Origin of the sequence: Pauljensenia hongkongensis (assembly GCF_001746855.1) — a bacterium.
GTDB classification, from domain to species: Bacteria; Actinomycetota; Actinomycetes; order Actinomycetales; family Actinomycetaceae; genus Pauljensenia; species Pauljensenia hongkongensis.
The window spans coordinates 796,184-814,963 of record NZ_CP017298.1 but is presented as its reverse complement, the minus strand read 5'-3'; the positions used below and the strand labels follow the sequence as shown (position 1 = coordinate 814,963).

At 71.0% G+C, this 18,780-nt stretch carries 18 protein-coding genes and 1 pseudogene; 10 read left to right on the top strand and 9 right to left on the bottom strand.

What is annotated here, in order from left to right:
* The first annotated feature begins 124 nt into the window (after positions 1 to 124).
* A complete protein-coding gene (locus BH719_RS03395; RefSeq protein ID WP_009743348.1) occupies positions 125 to 1,618 on the top strand; it encodes a glutamine synthetase family protein in 1,494 nt (497 codons plus the stop codon).
* A gap of 31 nt (positions 1,619 to 1,649) precedes the next feature.
* Here BH719_RS03395 and BH719_RS03390 read toward each other — a convergent pair whose 3' ends face one another.
* The 6 genes from BH719_RS03390 to BH719_RS03365 form a co-directional block, all read right to left on the bottom strand.
* A complete protein-coding gene (locus BH719_RS03390; protein ID WP_009743347.1) occupies positions 1,650 to 2,414 on the bottom strand; it encodes an ABC transporter permease subunit in 765 nt (254 codons plus the stop codon).
* Positions 2,411 to 3,346, bottom strand: a complete 936-nt coding sequence (locus tag BH719_RS03385) for an ABC transporter ATP-binding protein (protein WP_034255198.1) — start codon at positions 3,344 to 3,346, stop codon at positions 2,411 to 2,413. The genes BH719_RS03390 and BH719_RS03385 overlap by 4 nt, the downstream gene beginning before the upstream one ends.
* Positions 3,309 to 4,145, bottom strand: coding sequence for a MerR family transcriptional regulator (locus BH719_RS03380; protein WP_009743345.1), 837 nt, complete (start codon positions 4,143 to 4,145; stop codon positions 3,309 to 3,311). The genes BH719_RS03385 and BH719_RS03380 overlap by 38 nt, the downstream gene beginning before the upstream one ends.
* A 198-nt stretch (positions 4,146 to 4,343) precedes the next feature.
* Positions 4,344 to 5,303 carry a hypothetical protein gene (locus BH719_RS03375; RefSeq protein WP_009743344.1) on the bottom strand — a complete coding sequence of 320 codons (960 nt, stop codon included), beginning with the start codon at positions 5,301 to 5,303 and terminating at the stop codon, positions 4,344 to 4,346.
* Positions 5,300 to 5,872: a 1-acyl-sn-glycerol-3-phosphate acyltransferase gene (locus BH719_RS03370; protein WP_021613739.1), complete on the bottom strand. Its 573-nt coding sequence runs from the start codon at positions 5,870 to 5,872 to the stop codon at positions 5,300 to 5,302. Before BH719_RS03370 ends, BH719_RS03375 begins: the two co-directional genes overlap by 4 nt.
* A 139-nt stretch (positions 5,873 to 6,011) precedes the next feature.
* Positions 6,012 to 6,851 carry a D-hexose-6-phosphate mutarotase gene (locus BH719_RS03365; RefSeq protein ID WP_009743342.1) on the bottom strand — a complete coding sequence of 280 codons (840 nt, stop codon included), beginning with the start codon at positions 6,849 to 6,851 and terminating at the stop codon, positions 6,012 to 6,014.
* Between the two features lie 225 nt (positions 6,852 to 7,076).
* Between BH719_RS03365 and typA the strand changes: the two genes are divergently transcribed.
* The 3 genes and pseudogenes from typA (at position 7,077) to BH719_RS09815 (ending at position 9,511) form a co-directional block, all read left to right on the top strand.
* Entirely contained in the window at positions 7,077 to 8,996 is a 1,920-nt protein-coding gene (typA, locus tag BH719_RS03360; RefSeq protein ID WP_034255197.1) for a translational GTPase TypA, read from the top strand.
* A gap of 43 nt (positions 8,997 to 9,039) precedes the next feature.
* Positions 9,040 to 9,147 (top strand): annotated as a pseudogene (locus BH719_RS10325) (VOC family protein); the annotation flags it as partial.
* A gap of 121 nt (positions 9,148 to 9,268) precedes the next feature.
* Complete coding sequence (locus BH719_RS09815; protein ID WP_009743340.1) at positions 9,269 to 9,511, top strand: VOC family protein; 243 nt, start codon at positions 9,269 to 9,271, stop codon at positions 9,509 to 9,511.
* Positions 9,512 to 10,383: 872 nt separating this feature from the next.
* Here BH719_RS09815 and BH719_RS03350 read toward each other — a convergent pair.
* Positions 10,384 to 10,656, bottom strand: coding sequence for a putative acetyltransferase (locus tag BH719_RS03350; protein WP_009743339.1), 273 nt, complete (start codon positions 10,654 to 10,656; stop codon positions 10,384 to 10,386).
* A 204-nt stretch (positions 10,657 to 10,860) separates the two neighbouring features.
* Here BH719_RS03350 and fdxA point away from each other — a divergent pair, with 204 nt between their 5' ends.
* Both fdxA and dapC read left to right on the top strand, forming a co-directional pair.
* Complete coding sequence (fdxA, locus tag BH719_RS03345) at positions 10,861 to 11,205, top strand: ferredoxin (RefSeq protein ID WP_009743338.1); 345 nt, start codon at positions 10,861 to 10,863, stop codon at positions 11,203 to 11,205.
* Position 11,206: 1 nt separating this feature from the next.
* The gene (gene dapC, locus BH719_RS03340) at positions 11,207 to 12,340 is read left to right on the top strand and encodes a succinyldiaminopimelate transaminase (protein ID WP_009743337.1); all 1,134 of its coding nucleotides are present in this window, start codon (positions 11,207 to 11,209) and stop codon (positions 12,338 to 12,340) included.
* 244 nt (positions 12,341 to 12,584) lie between these two features.
* On the opposite strand, the gene dapD is transcribed toward dapC, so the two are convergent.
* Together dapD and BH719_RS03330 are read right to left on the bottom strand one after the other, a co-directional pair.
* Entirely contained in the window at positions 12,585 to 13,535 is a 951-nt protein-coding gene (dapD, locus tag BH719_RS03335; RefSeq protein WP_009743336.1) for a 2,3,4,5-tetrahydropyridine-2,6-dicarboxylate N-succinyltransferase, read from the bottom strand.
* Between the two features lie 39 nt (positions 13,536 to 13,574).
* Positions 13,575 to 14,267 carry a Maf family protein gene (locus tag BH719_RS03330; RefSeq protein WP_009743335.1) on the bottom strand — a complete coding sequence of 231 codons (693 nt, stop codon included), beginning with the start codon at positions 14,265 to 14,267 and terminating at the stop codon, positions 13,575 to 13,577.
* 228 nt (positions 14,268 to 14,495) lie between these two features.
* Here BH719_RS03330 and BH719_RS03325 point away from each other — a divergent pair, with 228 nt between their 5' ends.
* The 4 genes from BH719_RS03325 to BH719_RS09810 form a co-directional block, all read left to right on the top strand.
* Positions 14,496 to 15,527: an adenylate/guanylate cyclase domain-containing protein gene (locus BH719_RS03325; RefSeq protein ID WP_009743334.1), complete on the top strand. Its 1,032-nt coding sequence runs from the start codon at positions 14,496 to 14,498 to the stop codon at positions 15,525 to 15,527.
* A 94-nt stretch (positions 15,528 to 15,621) separates the two neighbouring features.
* On the top strand, positions 15,622 to 16,302 hold the full coding sequence (locus tag BH719_RS03320) for a response regulator transcription factor (protein ID WP_009743333.1): 681 nt from the start codon (positions 15,622 to 15,624) through the stop codon (positions 16,300 to 16,302).
* A gap of 15 nt (positions 16,303 to 16,317) precedes the next feature.
* Complete coding sequence (locus BH719_RS03315) at positions 16,318 to 17,640, top strand: ATP-binding protein (RefSeq protein WP_009743332.1); 1,323 nt, start codon at positions 16,318 to 16,320, stop codon at positions 17,638 to 17,640.
* Positions 17,641 to 17,663: 23 nt separating this feature from the next.
* Positions 17,664 to 18,780, top strand: a 1,117-nt coding sequence (locus BH719_RS09810) for a 5-(carboxyamino)imidazole ribonucleotide synthase (RefSeq protein ID WP_009743331.1), incomplete at its 3' end; no start/stop codon positions are given.

Genomic DNA, 18,780 nt, shown 5'->3' with positions numbered 1-18,780 from the left:
CCAGGGGCGACATGGGGCCGCGCCCGCCCGCCCGCCCCAGGGCGGCGCGGGGCCGGGCCTTCCGCGCCCGCCGGAAATGTGCCACTATTGCGGTGATACGAATCACGCTCGAAGAGGAGTCCTCATGCTGTCGACAGACACTGTTTCCCTCAGTCCGAACCCCCTCGTGCAGGCCCTGGGCAAACCCGCTGAGGAGTTCACGAAAGCCGACGTGATGGGGTACGCCGAGGACCACCGGATCCCGATGCTGAACCTGCGGTACGTCGGCGGCGACGGGCGGCTCAAAACACTCAACTTCGCCATCCAGTCGAAGGCGCACCTCGACCGCGTCCTCACACTCGGCGAGCGCGTCGACGGCTCCTCCCTGTTCTCCTTCGTCGAGGCGACCAGCTCCGACCTGTACGTGGTGCCGCGCCTGTCCTCAGCCTTCCTCAACCCCTTCAGCGCCATTCCAACGCTGGAGCTCATGTGCAACTTCTACGACGTCGACGGCGCGCCCCTGGCCTCGGCGCCCCAGGAGGTCCTGCGCAAAGCGCAACGGATGCTCGAGGCGGAGACCGGGTGCCGCCTGGAGGCGCTGGGGGAGTTGGAGTACTACCTGTTCTCCGAGCAGGAGCGCCTCTTCCCCGTCGAGCCCCAGCGGGGCTACCACGAGGCCGCCCCCTTCTCGAAGTGGGAGGAGGTGCGCACCGAGTCGCTGCTGCACCTGGCCTCCATGGGCTGCTCCGTGAAGTACGCCCACGCCGAAGTGGGCAACTTCGTGTCCGGCGGGCTCCAGATGATCCAGCAGGAGATCGAGTTCCTGCCCGTGGACGTGTGCGACGCCGCCGACCAGATGGTCCTGGCGAAGTGGGTCGTGCGCCAGGTCGCCCACTCCCACGGCATCGAGGTGTCGTTCTCCCCCAAGATCGCCGTCGGGCAGGCGGGGTCGGGGATGCACTTCCACACGCGCCTGGTCGAGGACGGCGTGAACCGGTTCTCCCAGGGCCACGGCCTGACCGACGACGCCCTCAAGGTCATCGGCGGCTACCTCTCGCACGCGGCTTCGCTCACGGCCTTCGGCAACACCGCCCCCACCTCGTTCCTGCGGCTCGTGCCCCACCAGGAGGCGCCCACCGCCGTGTGCTGGGGGGACCGCAACCGCTCGGTCCTGGTGCGCGTCCCCCTGGGGTGGCAGAACATCTCGGACTCCATGTTCCGCGACGCCAACCCCGCCGAGGCGCCGATCGGCGCGGTCCCGAACGACGCCCAGACCGTCGAGCTGCGCAGCCCCGACGGGTCGGCCGCCATCCACCTGCTGCTGGCGGGCATCACCGTGGCGGCCCGGCTCGGCCTGACGGAGCCCGGGATGCTGGAGTACGCCAAGGAGCGCTACGTCAGCGGCGACGCCTCGCGGATCGAAGGGCTCGACCAGCTGCCCGCCTCGTGCTTCGAAACGGCGGGGCGCCTGCTTGCCCAGCGGGCGGACTACGAGGCCGGCGGAGTGTTCCCCAGCGGCCTCATCGACGCGTGGGCGCACCAGCTGGTCGCCCTCGGCGACGAGCACCTGCGCGAGGACCTGGCGGAGTCGCGCGTGAGCGTGGAGGACCTGGTGGAGCAGTACTTCCACATCGGCTGAGAGTGGGCAGGGCGAGGGGAACGCAGGCGCTTCACACGTCCGTCCTCTGGAACCTCCAGGCCGCGAACACGGCGGGAAGCAGCACCCAGGCGGCCAGGACGGCGAGCGCCACGAGGGCCCCCGTGTGCTCCGCGCTGCCGATCCGGGCCTGGCCGGACAGCGTGTGGATCGCCGAGGCGGGCAGGAGCGGGACGAGGGCGCCCCGCAGTGCTCCCGGGAGCAGTTCGGCGATCGCCGGGAGGAACAGGACAGTGAACGGGATCGCCGCCCCGGCGGCCGTGCTCCTCGTGCAGAACGTCGCGCTGACCGCGAGCAGGACGTAGAAGAGCGGCATGAGGGCGCTCCCGGCGGCGAGGCGGCACGCCTCCGCGAGGGCGGGCGCTTGCTTGCCCACCGCTGATACGAGGAGGAGCCCGTCGAGGAGGGCGGCGAGCGCCACGGCGGCTCCGACTGCCAGTGAGACCAGGCCGAACGCCAGCGATTTCGCGATGAAGTAAGTGCTCCTGCGCGGCGAGACGGCGAGGTAGGACTGCGCGGTCCTCTCGCGGAACTCGCGGCCGACCTGGACCGCCGCGAAGAGCAGGAGCAGGACCGCCACGACATCCACTCCTAGGATGTTCGCGCTGATTATGGACATCGGGTCGAGCTGGGACAGGGCCTCGCCCCGCGTGACCTGTGTCGTCGAGGCGAACACGAGTCCCATGGCCACGGCGGCCACCAGCGCGAGGAGTAGGTACAGCCGTGAGTGCGCGGGGAACCAGATCTTCTTCCACTCCGCGTTGATCGACCTCGTCATCGTCGTGCCGCTCCGCTCTCCCGACCAGGGGCGGCGCCCCCGTACTCCGTCTTCCCCTCCACCAACTCGGCGAAGAGCTGCTCCAAGGACGGCTGGTGCGCCACCAGCTCGTGGACGCGCAGGCCCTCCTCGAAAGCGGTGTCCCCAACGCGCCTCGCGCTCGAACCCCTCACACGGAGGGCGCCGTGCCCCAAAGCCTCCACTCGAGCGCCCTGCGTCACCAGCGCGCGGCGCAGCGCGGACGCGTCATCGGACTGCACCCGCACGTAGGAGCCCGCGCTCCTGCCGCGCAATTCGGCCATGGGCATGTCGGCGACCAGCGCGCCACGGGCCAGCACGACGATCCTGTCCGCGATCTCCTCGACCTCGCTCAGCAGGTGGCTCGACACGAGGACGGCCTTCCCCTGCCCCGCCAGATCCTTGAGCAGTGCGCGGAGCCAGTGGATCCCGTCCACGTCCAGGCCGTTGAAGGGCTCGTCCATCAAGACGGTCTCAGGGTCGCCGATGAGCGCTGCCGCGATGCCGGCCCTTTGCCTCATGCCGTAGGAGAACTCGCTGATCCTCTTGTCCGCGGCCTCGGCGAGTCCGACGGCGGCGAGGACGCCGCGGATCCTGGCGCCGCCGGTCCCCGAGGCGGTCGTGAGGATGTCCAGGTACTGCGCAGGGGTCAGGCGGGGGTCTATCGCGCTCGCGTCCACCATCGCGCCGACCTTCTTCAAAGGGGCGTCCAGCGCGGCGTACGGGCGGCCGTCGATCTCCACGCGTCCCGAGGTGGGGGCGGCCAGGCCGAGGATCATCCGCATCGTCGTCGTCTTGCCCGCTCCGTTGGGACCGAGGAAGCCCGTGACCGCCCCCGGGCGGACTCGGAAGCTGATGTTGTCCACCGCGACCTTGTCAGCGTACCGTTTCGTCAGGCCGCTCAGCTCTATCATCGTCATCTCCTCCCGCACTGCTCCCGTCCGGCTCGGGGCACGGGCCGCCGCTGGCGGAGAACAGGCCGAAAGCCGCCTCCACGTAACGGCTGGCCGAATTCATCAGCTCGTCGTCCCCCGTTCCCATCTGGTCCTCGAGGCCCAGCTGGGACAATTGCTCGATGAGGTCCATGTCCCCGCCGGTGAGTGAGAGGATCGCGTTCCACCACCGCCTCGCCAGATCCTGCGCGGCGGCGCTGTCCGGGGGCGCGTTCTCGTGGACCAGGACCGCCGCTTCGATGAGGGCCTCTTTCCACCTGTGGTAGAACGCTTGGACGGGTTCGACGTCCTGGAACCGCGGTGAGAGCGCTTCGCGCTGTTCCTCCGTCAGCAATTGTGGCGCCCGTGAGAACACGTCGTCCCCGGGCAGGGCGCTGAGGAACCTGAGCAGCAGGGCGAGGGGCGGTTGCCTGTCGGATTCGATCATCTCGGACATGATCCCGATCGTGGCGAACGAGGTGTGCAGGTGCTCCATCCTCTGGAGCAGCAGTAGCCTCTGCTCTTCGAGCATCGTCAATAACTCGGTCTTGCCGGGTTCGAGCAGTAGGCGCTCTTTGATCTGGTCCAATGGGAAGTCCAAGGACTTGTAGAAGACGATCTGCTCGAGCCGGACCAAGTCGTCCTGGGTGTAGTACCGGCGCCCTCCGTCGGTTCTACCCGTGGAGGGGAGCAGGCCGATATTGTCGTAGTGCTGTATCGTGCGCACTGTCACTCCCGCGGCAGTGGCGATCTCGCCGCTCGTGTACCGCTTCCCGCTCATCGCGCCCTCCTTTCGTTGGGCTCACGATAATTCATTACGCAACGTAATGAACAAGCGCACCAACCGGTCATGGAATATGACCTGGCTCATGTGGGGTGGTGCCAGTGGTGCGCGCCCGCGTTCGCGCCGGGGCGGTTCCAGACGGGCTCCCGCCGGGTTGCGCCCGCAAGGGGCTGATCCGCGCCCCGGGGCCGCGCTCTAACCGAGGGGCTTCCCGTAGGGGAAGCGCGCTGACTCGGCGGACTCGGTGGGATCGGCCGGGGGTGGGAGGGCCTCGGCGGCTGCCGTCCCCTCGGACGCCGCCCCCGCCCTGTTCGCGCGCCAGCGCCCCACGATCAGGAAGACGGCCACGACGGCGAGGGGCGTGAGGAAACCGGCGAGCACGGGGTAGATCCCCGAAGAGGAATCGGGCGCGTCCGCGTGCCCGGCCGCCTGCGGGCGCGCCAAACCGCTCTGTGCCGCGGAGGCGGAGGGCGGCGCTGTGCCGGTGGCCGGGGGAGGGGGCGGAGTGGGCGAGGCCCCGGGGTCGATGGTGCCCCGGGCCTCCACGGCGCCGTCGGGCTGGGACCACGTCACCGTTGTCGCGTCGTTCTTGGTGGACTCGTCATGGGAGTCGATCTGCGGCTGCCCGCTCGTCTCGTGGACGTGGGCGCCGTGGACGGTCAGCACGACCGAGGCGACGGTGGCGCGGGCGTCGGGGGTGTCGAATCCGGCGAGCAGCTCATCGGTGCGGGAGCGGAAGGCGAACTTCCCGGTGTCGTCGATCGTGAAGACCTCGGCGCCCGCGTCCGCCAGGGACCAGTGGAACTCACAGCCCTCCTGCCCGTCGTGGCGCGCCGTCCGCGACACGTCCGCGTTCGTGCCGTTCCCCATTTCCTGGCACTGCTTCTGCGAGAGGGCCACGCCCTCAGCCGTGAGGAAGACGCGGTGCTGGGCGGAGACGGCGGGGGTCACCTCGTACTCCTCGTAGAGGGAGATGCGCTGGACCGGGTCCGCCCCGGCGGGCGCGGCGAGCCCCAGGGCGGCCGTGCCCGCGCAGGCGGCGATGACCAGGCGCGGCCACAGGGGGCACCGGTGGCACCGGCCGCCCCGTCGTCGGAGGGGCCAGTGGCGCGGTGGCCGGCCGCGGTGATCCGGGGCCCCAGGGGGCGGGGTCATCCGTCCTCACCGCGCAGGCGCGGCACGGAGGCCCTCTCCGGGTGCACGCCGGTCTTGTCGGCGTAGAAGGCCCGGATGGCGTCCATGTCCGCCCGCATGTCCCCGGTCAGCTCGTAGGTGGGGCCCCAGCCGAACGTGCGGGTGGACGCGTCGACGAAACCGAGTTGGATCGGCACCCCCGCCTCGAGGGCGATCCGGTAGAAGCCGGACTTCCAGTGCTCCCGGGGGGAGCGCGTGCCCTTCGGCGTCATGCACAGGGTGAAGGACTCCGAGGCGCGGAAGCGCTCCGCGACCTGGCCCACCAGTCCGTTGGCGTGCCCGCGCTGGACGGAGACGCCGCCGATCGCGCGGATGAAGGCCCCGAGCACAGGCGCTTTCGCCAGGGAGTCCTTGACGAGGAACTGGAAGGGGCGGCCGGCCTTCCACAGTGAGACCGCCATGAAGACGCCGTCCCAGTTCGAGGTGTGGGGCGCCCCGATGATCACGACCTTCGGCGGCAGGGGCTCGCAGACCAGCTTCCACCGCGAGACGGCCAGGTATGCGGTCGCGACCGCGCTCTTCAGTCCCATGTTCACTCCCGGGCAGGTGATGGTGCGCGCACTATTGTACGAGGCCGGGGCGTCCGCGCGCGCACGCGCCTGGGGTGGGCGGAGCGCGCGACGGGGGGACGCCCGCGCGCACGCGCCCGGGGCTCCGGGGCAGGGGGCGTCAGTCCATCTGGTCCACGCCGTAGGTGGCCGTCAGGCGGCGGGGGTGGCCCGGCCACAGGGTGATCGCGCGCTGGCGCGCGTTGGCGGTCTCCACGCACACGAAGCGCTGCCAGTCGTCGTCGCCCATGTCGGCGATCCTGGCCGCACCCTCCCGCCAGGGGTTCCACACGACGGTGGTGCCGGAGCCGCTCTTGTCCACAGTGATCCGCCGCCCCCACCGGGGGTCCATGACGTGGATGGGGGAGGTGGACACGTAGATGCGGTCGGTCGGCCCCACCAGGGAGAGCGCCCCCTTCTGGACGGCGTTGCGGCCCTTGGCGGCGTCGTAGTAGGGCGCCCCGTCCAGGCCGTCGATCGTGATGTCCTTGACGTCGCCGACTGCGAGGTAGGCGTGGAGGGCCGCCTCGACGGCGAAGGGGTGGTCGTCGTCGTTGACGAGGGTGAGCGCGACCGTGAGCTCCTCGGAGCCCTGGATCACCACGCGGGCGGTGAAATCGTGGGGGAAGACGCCTCCTGCGTCCGCGCGCCGGTGGGTGAAGGAGTAGGTGAGGGACTGGGGGGCGCGCTCCTCGAGCTCCCAACGGCGGGTGCGCGCGAGCCCGTGCGCGGGGGCGCCCGGCGGGGGCATGGCCGGGGACTGGTCGGGTGCGGCGAACCACGGCGCGCACACGGGGATGCCGCCCCGGATCGGCGCGGTGCCGTCGGTGACGGCGCGGGGGGAGAGCCACAGCAACGGGTGGTCGCTGTTCGGCTGCCAGTCGAGGACGTGCGCGCCGAATGGCGAGGCGTGCCCCGCGTTGGCGTGGCGCCCGAAAGTGTGGATGTCGATCTCAGTCATGGTTCCAGTTAAGAAGGCGTATAATTACTGTGCAACTAGACCGGTTGGTCGGTCTTGCGCAGCGCCTACGTGTCTCATGTCGCAGGCGCGTATGAGCGTGCGCCCGGGGCAGCCGATATTCTGAGACCCGTATGCCTGTGAGGATCGGTTGACTTTCCGCCAGCAGGGGGTACCACGGTGTCCCGCACCTCACAATGCTAGTCGTCCATGCAGGAGGAGTCCACGATGTCCACCCGTCAAGATCTGCGCAACGTCGCGATCGTCGCCCACGTCGATCACGGGAAGACCACCCTGGTGGACGCCATGCTCTGGCAGTCGGGGGCGTTCTCCGAGCGCGACACCGTGGAGAAGACGGGCGAGCGCGTCATGGACTCGGGCGACCTCGAGCGCGAGAAGGGGATCACGATCCTCGCGAAGAACACGGCCGTCCACTACAACGGCCCAGCCGCCCGGGCGCTGGGCGTCGACGGCGGCGTCACCATCAACGTGATCGACACCCCCGGCCACGCGGACTTCGGCGGCGAGGTCGAGCGCGGCCTGTCCATGGTCGACGGAGTGGTCCTCATGGTCGACGCCTCCGAGGGGCCCCTTCCCCAGACCCGCTTCGTCCTGCGCAAGGCCCTGGCCGCCCAGCTGCCCGTCATCATCGTCGTCAACAAGGTGGACCGTCCGGACTCGCGCATCGACGAGGTCGTCGCCGAGACCACCGACCTGCTGCTCAACCTCGGCGAGGACCTCATGAACGACGGGGCCGACATCGACGTCGACTCGCTCATGGACGTCCCCGTCGTCTACGCCTGCGCCAAGGCCGGGAAGTCCTCCCTCGACAACCCCGGCGACGGGCAGCTGCCCGCCGAGGACCTCGAACCCCTCTTCGAAACCATCCTGAGCCGCATCCCCGGGCCGGCCTACGACGAGTCCGCGCCCCTGCAGGCCCACGTCACCAACCTCGATGCCTCCCCCTTCCTGGGCCGCCTCGCCCTGCTGCGCATCCACAACGGCACGCTGCGCAAGGGGGCGGACGTGGGCCTCGCCCGCCATGACGGGACCATCTCGCGGGTCCACATCTCCGAACTGCTCGCCACTGAGGGCCTCGAGCGCGTGTCCACCGCGTCCGCCGGGCCCGGCGACATCGTCGCAGTCGCCGGCATCGAGGACATCATGATCGGGGAGTCCCTGGTCGACCTCGACGACCCCCGGCCCCTGCCGCTCATCACGGTCGACGACCCCGCGATCTCCATGACCATCGGCATCAACACCTCGCCCATGGCAGGCCGGGTCAAGGGCGCCAAGGTCACCGCCCGCCAGGTCAAGGACCGCCTGGACCGCGAGCTGGTCGGCAACGTCTCCATCAAAGTCCTGCCCACCGACCGCCCCGACGCCTGGGAGGTCCAGGGCCGCGGCGAGCTCGCCCTGGCGATCCTGGTCGAGCAGATGCGCCGCGAGGGCTTCGAGCTGACGGTCGGCAAACCGCAGGTCGTCACCAAGGAGATCGACGGAGTCCTGTCCGAGCCCATGGAGCGCATGACCATCGACATCCCCGAGGAGCACCTCGGCGCCGTCACCCAGCTCATGGCAGCGCGCAAGGGCCGCATGGAGACCATGGCCAACCACGGCTCCGGCTGGATCCGCCTCGAGTTCGTCGTCCCCGCGCGCGGCCTCATCGGCTTCCGCACGCGCTTCCTCACCGAGACCCGGGGAACGGGGATCGCCTCGTCGATCGCGGACGGCTACGCGCCCTGGCAGGGCCCCATCGAGCAGCGCCTCACCGGCTCCCTCGTGGCCGACCGCGCCGGACAGGCCACGCCCTACGCGATGACGAACCTGCAGGAGCGCGGCACCTTCATCGTCGAGCCCTCCTCGGAGGTCTACGAGGGGCAGGTCGTGGGCGAGAACCCGCGCGGCGAGGACATGGACGTGAACATCTGCCGCGAGAAGAAGCAGACGAACACGCGCAGCGCCACCGCCGACGTGTACGAGTCCCTCACCCCGTCGCGCAAACTCACCCTCGAGGAGTCCCTGGAGTTCGCGGCCAGCGACGAGTGCGTCGAGGTCACCCCCGAGGCGGTGCGCGTGCGCAAGGTCGTCCTGGACGCCCAGGAGCGTTTCAAGATCGCCGCCCGCGAGCGCCGCGCGAACCGGTGACCGGGCGCGGACGGGATCACGATCGGACTCGGGGGAGCGTCGTATGAGACTGGACGGCTTCGGACTGCTCGTCGAGGACATGGCGGTGATGATCCGGTTCTACAGGGACGTGCTCGGCTTCGGGATCAAGGAGGCGGAGGACTCCTCCAACGTCTACCTGGTCAAGGACGGGACCCTGTCGTCGGCCAGATCGGCGCCCACGTCGAGCCAACGTCCACCTGGTCAAGGGTGGGACCCTGTTCCTGCTGTGCGGCAGGAAGGACTTCGAGAGGATGACGGGCCGCCGCTACGACTACGGCAAGGGGCTGAACGGGCATTGCGGGATCGCGCTCTACGTGGACACTTTCGAGGAAGTGGACGCCTCGTTCAGGCGCGTCGTCGACAACGGCGCGGTGCCGGTGATGGAGCCCGCGACGGAGCCGTGGGGGCAGAGGACTTGTTGCATCGCTGATCCCGAGGGGAATCTGATTGAAATAGGCTCCCGGGACAAGCCCTACGAGCAGAAGGACGCGTGAGCGCCGACTCCGCCGTGGAACGGCGGGCCCGGGGGCGCCTGCGTGCCTTGCCGCATTGGGGTAGGCAACGCACCGTGCTTTGCCGCATTGGGGTAGGCAACTGCGAGTGCCTTGCCGCATTGGGGTAGGCAAGAGGGTATTGGGGTAGGCAAATTGCCTACCCCAATGGGTGGTTTCCTGCCCCAATGCGTCTCGTTGGAAAGCGGAGGCGGCGCGGGGCCCGTTCTGGCGACTATACCGCGGGGCCTCCGGGCGCCCGGGTCCGGGAGCCGCGCGCCATGGGCTGTTTTCACAGCGATACCGACACGACGGGGCACACTTTCGCAGCGATACCTACGCTTTCACAGCGCTACCACACTTTGCAAGCGATATAACACTTGCAAAGTGACGGTATCCCTTTGAAAACCCGACTTCGCTTGCTAAACAGCCCGAGTGCCCCGCCCTTTGGACGCCGCTCCGCCCGGGCCTCGTGCTGCTCCACGGGCAGAACAGTCCGAGCCGTCGCGCGGAAGCCCCGTCTGCGCGTCCACTGCCCGCTGGGCGGGCCCGGGGCCCGTCGGGCACTTGCGGATCCGCCCTCCGGATCCGTGGTTGGCCTACTCGCCCGCCACCTCGAAGTGCGCCTCGGGGAATCAGTGTCCCGGCAAGGCGGAGAACAGGGGCCTGACCCGCGACGAGCCGCCCGGTTCCTTATGACGGGGTGCCCGGGGGCAGGATGGCGGTCCAGCCCGCGACGAGCCGCCCGGTTCCTTACGACGGGGTGCCCGGAAGCGGGCCGTGCGGCCTGACCCGTGACGAGCCGCCCGGTCCCTCACGGCGGGGTGCCTGGAAGCGGGCCGTGCGGCCTGACCCGTGACGAGCCGCCCGGTCCCTCACGGCGGGGTGCCCGGGGCGGTGTCGGGACCACGCTGCTGGGCCCCGGTCCCCGGCCCGCGCTCCCGGGCCCCCGCCCGCGGACCGGGCGCCCGCGGGCTGGGAACGGACTTGCCGGTCACCATGGTCGTCGCCTCCACCCGGACCAGCCCCCGCCTCGTTTCGATGGAGACGTGGTCGATGGCGGCCTCGACGACGGTGCCCAGGGCGTCGTGCAGGCCGTCGTCCAGGCGGTAGCGCAGGACGACGCGCTCGCCCGGGCGCCACCGCATCCACGGCAGGCGCTCAATTGCACGCTGCCGGGATGAGGAAAATGCCCCCGGGGGCCGCGCCGCCCCCGGATCGTGAGGGGGCCGACTATTCGGCGCGGTGGCGCCGTTCGCGGGCCCGTGGCCAGGTTCATGGGGTATGGAGGGTTCCACGCGTGAATAATAGACGCAGAGCTATCGGCAGACACTTCCGAGGAGGAATGCCACATGACCTACGTCATCGCGCAGCCGTGCGTGGACGTGAAGGACCGCGCCTGCGTCGACGAGTGCCCCGTCGACTGCATTTACGAGGGGGAGCGCAGCCTCTACATCCATCCGGAGGAGTGCGTGGACTGCGGTGCGTGTGAGCCGGTGTGCCCCACCGAGGCGATCTTCTACGAGGACGACCTGCCCGATGAATGGTCCGATTACCTGCGCGCCAACGCCGACTTCTTCAGTGAACTGGGCAGCCCGGGCGGCGCCCAGCGCACCGGGGTCCAGGAGTACGACGATCCGATGATCGCCGCGCTGCCCCCGCAGAACGAGGAGTGGAAGGCTGAGAACGGGTACTGATATGGCCGAGCTGCCCCGCCCCCTCCCGCTGCCCGCGTTCCCCTGGAACTCCCTGGCCCCCTACAAAAAGCAGGCGGCCGCCCACCCCGACGGGATCTGCGACCTGTCGGTGGGGACGCCCGTGGACCCCACGCCCGCGCTGATCCGGGAGGCGCTGGCCGGGGCCTGCGACGCCCCCGGGTACCCGGCGGTGGTGGGGACCGCCGAGGTGCGCGAGGCGATCCTGGCGTGGGGCGCCCGCAGGAACATGGTGGACGTGGGGGAGGCGGGCGTCATCCCGACCATCGGTTCGAAGGAGGCGGTGGCCTGGATCCCCGCCCTGCTGGGCGCGGGCCCCGGGGACACCGTCCTGGTGCCCGAGGTCGCCTACCCCACTTACGACGTGGGCGCGCGCCTGGCGGGCGCGGTCCCTGTGCCCGTCGACCCGCTGAGGCCCGGGTCCTGGCCGGACGCCGCGATGGTCTTCCTCAACTCCCCGGGCAACCCCGACGGCCACGTCATGGACGCCGACCAGTTGCGCGCCGCCATCGCCTGGGCGCGGAGCAGGGGCGCGGTCATCGTCTCGGACGAGTGCTACGCGGCCCTGCCCTGGGCCGAACCGCACGTCAGCGGTGGCGTCCCCTCGCTGCTGGACGCCGACGTGTGCGGAGGCGACCCCTCCGGCCTGGTCGTGCTCTACTCGCTGTCGAAGCAGTCGAACCTGGCGGGCTACCGGGCCGCCCTGGTGTACGGCGATCCGCGCCTGGTCGCCGCCCTGGTCGAGGCCCGCAAGCACTCGGGCATGATGGTGCCCGCCCCGGTCCAGCACGCCATGGCGGTCGCCCTGGCCGACGAGGCGCACGTGCGGCGCCAGCGGGACGTGTACGGGGCGCGGCGCGCCCGGCTCCTGGACGCCGTGGGCTCCGCGGGCCTGGTCAACGACCCGCGGTCCGTGGCCGGCCTCTACCTGTGGCTGGGCTGCCCGGGCGTCGACGACGACTGGGAACTGGTGCGGCGCCTCGCCGACCTGGGGATCCTGGTGGCGCCTGGCGCCTTCTACGGCGATGCCGCGCGCGGGCGCGTGCGCATGGCGCTGACCGCCACGGACGAGAGGATAGGGGCGGCGGCCTCCAGGATCGCCTCCCACTGGGGCTGAGCGGAGCCCACCGGGGCTCCTTCGCGGAGCGGGGGACCGCTCCGGCCCTTGCGCGGAAGGGTGAGGTGAGGGGGTGGCGCGGGCATGCGCGCGAGCACGGGTCGGGGGCGCCGCGCCATCGGCCCGGAGGGGCCCGCGCGACGGGCGCCGCGCCCGCAGCGGGCCCGCAGCCGCAGTCGGCCTGCCGTCCACAGGCGGGGCTCCTTCGCGGGGCGGAGGGGCTATCCGCGCCGCGCCCGGGCGGTCAGTTCGACGCGTGCAGCGCGGAGTTGAGCTCGATGCCGTGCCCGTCGCGCACGATCGCCTCGACCCTGCCGCTCACGGAGTTGCGGCGGAAGAGGATGTTCGATTCCCCGGCGAGCTCGCGGGCCGCCACGATCCGCTCCTGGCCGGGGGAGGCGGGGTCGATCAGCGCCACCTTGGCGCCGGCGGTCACGTAGAGCCCCGCCTCGACGACGCAGTCGTCGCCCAGGGGGATCCCCAGGCCCGAGTTGGCGCCCAGCAGGCAGCGGCGGCCGAGCCGGACCCGTTGCCTGCCGCCCCCCGACAGGGTGCCCATGGTCGAGGCGCCCCCGCCCACGTCCGAGCCGTCGCCGATGACGACCCCCTGGGAGACCCTGCCCTCGACCATCGAGGCGCCGAGGGTGCCGGCGTTGAAGTTCACGAAGCCGGCGTGCATGACGGTGGTGCCCTCGGACAGGTGCGCGCCCAGGCGGACGCGCACCGCGTCGGCGATGCGCACCCCCGACGGCACGACGTAGTTCGTCATCGGCGGGAACTTGTCGATCCCCACCACCACGACGGGGCGCCCGAGGCGGGCGCGCAGGCGCAGGCGGGTCTGCTCGAACCCCTCGACGGCGCAGGGGCCCGCGTCGGTCCACACGACCGTGGGCAGCAGCGAGAAGATCCCGTCGAGGTTGACCGTGTTCGGCCGCACGAGGCGGTGGGACAGGGCGTGGAGGCGCAGGTAGGCGCCCTCGGTGGAGTCCGGCGCCTCGTCGAGGCGCTGGGCGCAGGTGACGACCCTGGTGCGCACCCCCCGGGCGTCATCGACCTTCTCCAACAGGGCGAGGCGCGTGGCCAGCTCGTCGTCGTGGCCCTCGCCCAGCCGCGGAGCCGGGTACCAGGTGTCGAGGGTCTGGCCGCTGGTTGTGACAGTCGCGAGGCCGACGCCCCACACGGTGTTGGTGTCCATGCGTCAACTCTACGGCGGCGCGCCCCCGGGTGCCCGTCGTCACCCGGCGGGCTCCCACAGGTCCGGCCAGAAGACGCCGAGGCCGGCCGCCATGGCGCGCACGAGCGGCAGGGAGATGCCCACGACCGAGTGGTAGTCCCCGGTCACGCCCGTGATGAAAGGGCCGCCCAGGCCGTCGACCGTGAAGGAGCCAGCGACGCCGAGGGGCTCGCCCGTGGCCACGTAGGCGTCGATCTCGCGGTCGGTGATGTCCCCGAAGTGGACCAGGGTCGAGGCGCTGGCGGTGTCGGCCCCCGCAACGTCCCGCGCGCCGCCGGGGCGGGCGGGGGAGAGCAGGGCCATTGAATGGCCCGTCCACAGGGCGGCGGTCCTGCCCCGCATCTCCCGTATGCGGGCGCGCGCCACATCGGGGGTGTGGGGCTTGCCGAGCATCCTCCCGTCCAGTTCGAGCATCGAGTCGCACCCCACGACGACCAGTGCTTCGGAGGGGGCCTCCTGGAAAGAGGAGCCCTCTTCGCATAGGATCCTCGTCACGGCCTCCTGCTTCGCCCGGGCGAGGGCCATGACCTCGTCGGCGGGGGTGGTCCGCCCGCCGCTGAAGGCCCGGCCGCCCGGCAGGGCGTCCAGGACCGCGTCCTCGTCGACCTCGGAGACGATGACGGTGGGGCGGACGCCCGCCGACTCCAGAGTCGCGCGGCGCGCGGGCGAGCGTGAGGCGAGGATGAAGCGCATAGGATTATTCTCTCAATCTGGGGTGCATGGGCCGGGCGGCCCGCCCTACGGCGTGTCCCGGAAAGGGTTTGCGCAGGTCGGGGCCGCAATCAATGGATAAAAATCAAATTATCCACTATACTTGATTTCGTCGAGGGATTCTCATCGATCCTTCGGACGGAAAATGTGAGGTTTTATACCATTACCTGCTGATGAGGTTGTGTTCAGCAGTCGGAGGAGGGGATCCTGATGGGTGCGCGCGACGTGCCGTCGTCAGCGTTTCCTGACGAGCTGACCGCCCCCAGCTACGTGCCGCGGCTCCTGGGGGGGCCTCTGCTGTACTCGGCGCACGACATCGCCGAGCGGACGGGCACGCCGATCGTCCGCGTCAACGAGTTCTGGCGCGCCCTCGGCTTCCCCACCCCCGACCCCGGCGCCGTCGTCTTCTCCGAGAGGGATCTCGACGTGTTCTCCAAGTGGCACGACCTGGTCGAGTCGGGGGCCATCGACACGGCCACGTCCCGTTCGCTGCTGCGCGCGAACTCGCACCTGGCCGACCGCCTCGCGCTGTGGCAGTTCGAGGCCCTCGTCGAGGACGCGATGCGCCGCCACGGCCTCGACGACACCACGGCCCGCATGTACGTCCTGGACCACATGCGCTCCAGGGTCGAGGTCTTCGAGAGCATGTTCATCCACTCGTGGCAGCGCCAGCTGGAGGCGCTGCTGGCGCGCCTCGACAAGGAGGTCGCCCAGAGGGGCCACGAGGACCGCCGCTCCCGCTTCCCCCTGAACCGCTCGCTCGGCTTCGTCGACATGGTGTCCTACACCTCGTCGTCCACCATCCTGGGGGACGCCCTGGTCGGCCTCATCGAGCGCTTCGAGGAGGAGAGCCGCAACGCGGTCGTCGAGGCGGGCGGGCGCGTGGTCAAGATGATCGGCGACGCCGTCCTGTACATCGCCGACGACCTGCCGACGGGCCTGCGGGTGGCGACCTCCCTCATCGAGAGGCTCAACGCCGACGACGAGATCCTCCCGGTGCGCGCCTCCTTCGTGCGCGGGGACGTCTTCTCCCGCTCCGGCGACGTCTTCGGGCCGACCGTGAACCTCGCCTCCCGCCTGGTGGACATCGCCCCGGTGGGCAAGATCCTCACCGATCCGACCACCGCCGCCGCCATCGCCGCGGGCAAGGGCGGGCACGGCTACGAGCTCGAGGAGTTCCCCACGGCCGACCTGCGCGGTTTCGGCCCGGTGTCCCCCTACGTGCTCTCGGCCGTCGACTAGGGCCCGGCGGGGCGCCGCCGGACGCCTTCAGCGTATGCCCGTATTTCGGTCAAGAAACATGAAAGAGTTCCCCCGTGTTCGCTAAGATGGGGGCGTGACTAGAGTTCTCCTCGTTGAAGACGACCCCGCGATCTCGGAACCCCTCGCCCGCGCCCTCGGCCGCGAAGGGTACGAGGTGCTCGCCTCGTCCACAGGGCGCGAGGCGCTCACCAACGTCGAGGGGGCCGACCTCGTCGTCCTCGACCTGGGGCTGCCGGACATGGACGGGCTCGACGTCGCCCGCGAGATCCGCGCCGACGGCGGGCGCGTCCCCATCCTCATCCTCACCGCGCGCACCGACGAGGTGGACATGGTCGTCGGGCTCGACGCCGGGGCCGACGACTACGTCACCAAGCCCTTCCGCCTCGCCGAACTGCTCGCGCGCGTGCGCGCGCTGCTGCGCCGCCACACGGCCGAGCCCGCCGAGTCCGAGCTGCGCGCCCAGGACATCCGCGTCGATGTGGCCGCCCACCGGGCGTTCTCCGGCAGCACCGAGCTCCAGCTCACCGCCAAGGAGTTCGACCTGCTGCGCGTCCTGCTGCGCGAGGCCGGGTCGGTCGTCGAGCGCGACGAGCTCATGCGCGAGGTGTGGGGCTCCGACCCCACGGGATCCACCAAGACCCTCGACATGCACGTGTCGTGGTTGCGCCGCAAACTCGGCGACGAGGCCTCCGACCCGCACTACATCACGACCGTGCGGGGGATGGGCTTCCGTTTCGAGACGACCCGCCGCTGAGCCGGGGAGCCGGGCATGCGGGAACGGGCGGTGCGGATCATCGTCTCCGTGGTCGCCGTCGTGTCGCTCATCATGGGGGTGCCCGGCGCCTTCTTCGCCTCGGTGCTCGTGTGGAACAACGACCAACGGGCCCTCGACACCCAGGGGCAGGCGGTGCTCCACGCCATCGAGCGGCGCATCAGCTCCGACGAGCCCGTCACCCCCCAGCTCCTCGACTCCCTGGTGGCCGACCCGGGCAGCGGCTCCCCGGTGGCCTACAGGGTGAAGGTGCCCGGGCACGCCCTCATGGTCAACCAGGTGCGGCCCTCCCAGCCGGCCATGACGACCACCGTGTCCTCGCCCGCGGGCATCTCCGTGCAACTCACCGCCTCCGGGTCCCGCGCGGTCAAGCGCATCGCCGTCACCTGCGCCGTCTTCGCGGCCGGTATGGCGGTCTCCATGCTCACCGGCTGGGCGATGGGCCGCAGGCTCTCCCGGCGCCTCTCCGCGCCCCTCATCTACCTGGCCGCCCAGGCCGAGCAGATCGGCTCCGGGCAGGTGCGCGCCCGCGTCGAGTCCTCCGGCATCGAGGAGATCGACCTCGTGTCCGAGGAACTGGCCCGCACGGGCGAGCGCATGGCCGGGCGCCTCGCCGCCGAGCGCCAGTTCGCGGCCGACGCCTCCCACCAGCTGCGCACCCCGCTCACCGCGCTGTCCATGCGCATCGAGGAGATCGAGCTCGTCTCCTCCCAGGAGGAAGTGCGCGCCGAGGCCCGCTCCTGCCTGGAGCAGGTCGAGCGCATGACGCGGGTCGTCACCGACCTCCTCGACGCGAACGCGCGGAGCAACGGGCAGACCGAGGCCATCCACATCCTCGAGGTCTTCAACACGGCGCGTGAGGAGTGGGAGGACCGCTTCGAGTCCGAGGGCCGCCCCCTGGTCTTCCTCGACGAGGCGGAGATGCCGGTTCTGGCCGAGGCGGGCAAGCTCGGGCAGGTCCTGGCCACGCTCATCGAGAACTCGCTGCGCTACGGCGCGGGAACGACGACGGTCCGCGCCCGCAAGGGCACGTCCAAGCGCGGCATCGTCATCGAGGTCAGTGACGAGGGGGAGGGCGTGCCCGACGAGATCGCCCCGAACGTCTTCGAGAAGGGCGTTTCGGGGCACGGGTCCACGGGGATCGGCCTCGCCCTGGCGCGGGACCTCGCACAGGCGATGGGAGGGCGCCTCGAACTCGCCCAGAACCAGCCGCCCGTGTTCACCGTGTCGCTGGCGGCCATCCCCAAGTCGCTGGACCCCGACCGCGTCATGCCCGAGGGCGCCCTCATGTCCATGGGGCGTCGCTCGCGGCGTTTCTGACCCAGCGGCGCTATGTTGTAGCCGTGGACAACGAGCACCGCCCCACCGTCGCCGTCATCGGCGGCGGACAACTGGCCCGCATGATGCAGGAGAGCGCCATCGCACTGGGGATCGCCCTGCGCGCGCTCGTCGAGGCCCCCGGCGGATCCGGCGGGCAGGCGATCGTCGACGCGCCCGTCGGGGATCCCCGCGACCTGGCCGCCGTCCTCGCCCTGATCGAGGGCGCCGACGTCCTCACCTTCGAGCACGAGCACATCCCCGCCGCCGTCCTCGAGGCGTGCGCCCCCCTGGTCGCCATCGAACCGCCCGCCGCCGCCCTGCTCCACGCCCAGGACAAACTCGCCATGCGCGAGCGCCTCACCGCGATGGGGGTCCCCTGCCCCCGCTGGGCCCGCGTGGAGACCCGGGCGGACCTGGAGGCGTTCGGCGCCGCAGTCGGATGGCCCCTGGTCGTGAAGACCCCGCGCGGGGGCTACGACGGGCACGGCGTCAAAGCAGTGCACCAGGCCCGCGACGCGGACCCGTGGCTGGGGGAGGGGCCGCTGCTGGCGGAGGAGATAGTCCCCTTCACCCGCGAGGTCGCCGCCCTGCTCGCCAGGCGCCCCTCCGGCGAGATCCGCTCGTGGCCCGTGGCCTCCACCGTCCAGGAGGACGGCGTGTGCTCGGCCGTGACCGCGCCCGCCGTGGGGATCCGCCCTGCCACGGCGGACCTCGCGCGCCGGATCGGCGAGGACATCGCCGAGCGCCTCGGCGTCACCGGGGTCCTCGCCGTCGAGATGTTCGTCGTGGGGGAGGGCGACCAGGAGCGGGTGCTGGTCAACGAGCTCGCCATGCGCCCCCACAACACCGGGCACTGGACCATCGACGGGGCCGTCACCAGCCAATTCGAACAGCACCTGCGCGCCGTCCTCGACCTGCCCCTGGGCGCCACCGACCCCGTCAGACCGGGGTGGAGCGCGGTCATGGTCAACCTGCTCGGCTCGCGGCTGGACGAGCCCGCCCGGGCCCTCGGCGCGGCCATGGAGGCCGGGGGGCCCCGGGCGCGCGTCCACCTCTACGGCAAGGAAGTGCGCCCCGGGCGCAAACTCGGCCACGTCACCGTCGTCGGCCCCAGCGCCCACGAGGCCGAGGCCCTCGCCC

Coding starts and splice junctions, on each gene's coding strand:
- dapC (WP_009743337.1), top strand. CDS start 11,207: ATGGCCGAGCTGCCCCGCCCCCTCCCGCTGCCCGCGTTCCCCTGGAAC.
- BH719_RS03350 (WP_009743339.1), bottom strand. CDS start 10,656: ATGCGGTGGCGCCCGGGCGAGCGCGTCGTCCTGCGCTACCGCCTGGAC.
- dapD (WP_009743336.1), bottom strand. CDS start 13,535: ATGGACACCAACACCGTGTGGGGCGTCGGCCTCGCGACTGTCACAACC.
- BH719_RS03325 (WP_009743334.1), top strand. CDS start 14,496: ATGGGTGCGCGCGACGTGCCGTCGTCAGCGTTTCCTGACGAGCTGACC.
- BH719_RS03395 (WP_009743348.1), top strand. CDS start 125: ATGCTGTCGACAGACACTGTTTCCCTCAGTCCGAACCCCCTCGTGCAG.
- BH719_RS03315 (WP_009743332.1), top strand. CDS start 16,318: ATGCGGGAACGGGCGGTGCGGATCATCGTCTCCGTGGTCGCCGTCGTG.
- BH719_RS03330 (WP_009743335.1), bottom strand. CDS start 14,267: ATGCGCTTCATCCTCGCCTCACGCTCGCCCGCGCGCCGCGCGACTCTG.
- BH719_RS03375 (WP_009743344.1), bottom strand. CDS start 5,303: ATGACCCCGCCCCCTGGGGCCCCGGATCACCGCGGCCGGCCACCGCGC.
- BH719_RS03390 (WP_009743347.1), bottom strand. CDS start 2,414: ATGACGAGGTCGATCAACGCGGAGTGGAAGAAGATCTGGTTCCCCGCG.
- BH719_RS03365 (WP_009743342.1), bottom strand. CDS start 6,851: ATGACTGAGATCGACATCCACACTTTCGGGCGCCACGCCAACGCGGGG.
- BH719_RS03380 (WP_009743345.1), bottom strand. CDS start 4,145: ATGAGCGGGAAGCGGTACACGAGCGGCGAGATCGCCACTGCCGCGGGA.
- typA (WP_034255197.1), top strand. CDS start 7,077: ATGTCCACCCGTCAAGATCTGCGCAACGTCGCGATCGTCGCCCACGTC.
- BH719_RS03370 (WP_021613739.1), bottom strand. CDS start 5,872: ATGGGACTGAAGAGCGCGGTCGCGACCGCATACCTGGCCGTCTCGCGG.
- fdxA (WP_009743338.1), top strand. CDS start 10,861: ATGACCTACGTCATCGCGCAGCCGTGCGTGGACGTGAAGGACCGCGCC.
- BH719_RS09815 (WP_009743340.1), top strand. CDS start 9,269: ATGACGGGCCGCCGCTACGACTACGGCAAGGGGCTGAACGGGCATTGC.
- BH719_RS03385 (WP_034255198.1), bottom strand. CDS start 3,346: ATGATAGAGCTGAGCGGCCTGACGAAACGGTACGCTGACAAGGTCGCG.